The following is a 1,115-nucleotide window of genomic DNA, read 5'->3' as shown; positions in this document are numbered from 1 at the left end:
CCTGTCCGGGCAGCCCTCGTGGCAGGAGACTGTGCTGGAGGGCCAGGGCCGTGGCGCGCTCCCGGGCCGACGCCGGGTTCATCGCCGGGCCGCCGTTGATCGCGCTGGCGGCACTGGCCGAACGAGCCGAGCCCCGACCGCGCACAGCCCTACAACCTTGGCGAAGCGATCGGACTCAATTGCTGCTGCCGTATCTCTTGATCGCGGTCATCGCGACGATCGTGACGGTGCAGGCACTCATCGTCGGCAACCTCGATGCCGTGGTCGTGATACTCGGTGTCGTCGTGCTGGTTCTCGCGCTGGTGCGCCAAATACTCACGCTCCTCGAGAACGACGCGCTCCTTCAACAGATCTCCGCTGCCCAGGACGAGCTGAGGTACCGAGCACATCACGACCCACTCACCGAGCTTGCAAACCGGGCCGCGTTCGACGAACACTTTGCGAGCGCCATCGAAAACTATCGCCAGACGAACTCCGATTGGGTGCTGATGCTCGTTGATCTGGACGATTTCAAGCAGGTCAACGATCGATACGGGCATCCGGCCGGCGATCGTGTACTGGTTGCTCTCACTGCGCGTTTGCGCGAAGCGGTTCCCGAAAGTGCGTTTGTCGCTCGATTCGGAGGCGACGAGTTCACTGTGCTCCTGCAGGGCCCGCTCGACGATGCCGTCGTCGTCGCTCGCAGGATCGTCGACGCCCTCAGCAGCGATGGGATTGGCGGCGAGAAATCGGTGTCGGTGGGTGCGAGCGTCGGTGTAGCGGGATTCGGGTCCGTGCAGTTCGAGTCGGCGCAGCTCGAGTCGGCGCAGTTCGGGTCCGCGCAGTTCGACTCTGCGGATGAGCCGCTCAGCGCGCACACTCTGCTTCGCCGAGCAGATGCGGCGATGTACGAGGCGAAGAGAAGTGGGAAGGGCGCTGTCGTCGTCTACCGAGATCGCCGCGAAGCCTAACGCCGCAGGAGAGCGAAGATCGTTGCCGGCGAACCAGATCCGGCCCTGTTGATGGCGCTACCGACGAGGATGCTCGCCCCGGTGGTCGGCAGGGCGGCAAGATTGTTCAGGTTCTCCAGGCTGATTCGATGCTTGTCGTACAGGATCGTCGAGACGGGGTAGGTT

Annotated in this window: 1 protein-coding gene; it reads left to right on the top strand. The window is 63.9% G+C overall.

Going from position 1 to position 1,115, the window contains the following annotated elements; translation table 11 throughout:
* Window positions 1-50 precede the first annotated feature (50 nt).
* Entirely contained in the window at window positions 51-950 is a 900-nt protein-coding gene (locus tag ABT116_RS49175; protein WP_502984110.1) for a GGDEF domain-containing protein, read from the top strand.
* The last annotated feature ends 165 nt before the right edge of the window (window positions 951-1,115 follow it).

This window comes from Streptomyces sp. NPDC002130, assembly GCF_040296465.1.
GTDB lineage: Bacteria > Actinomycetota > Actinomycetes > Streptomycetales > Streptomycetaceae > Streptomyces.
This window is presented reverse-complemented; position numbering and strand designations above follow the sequence as displayed.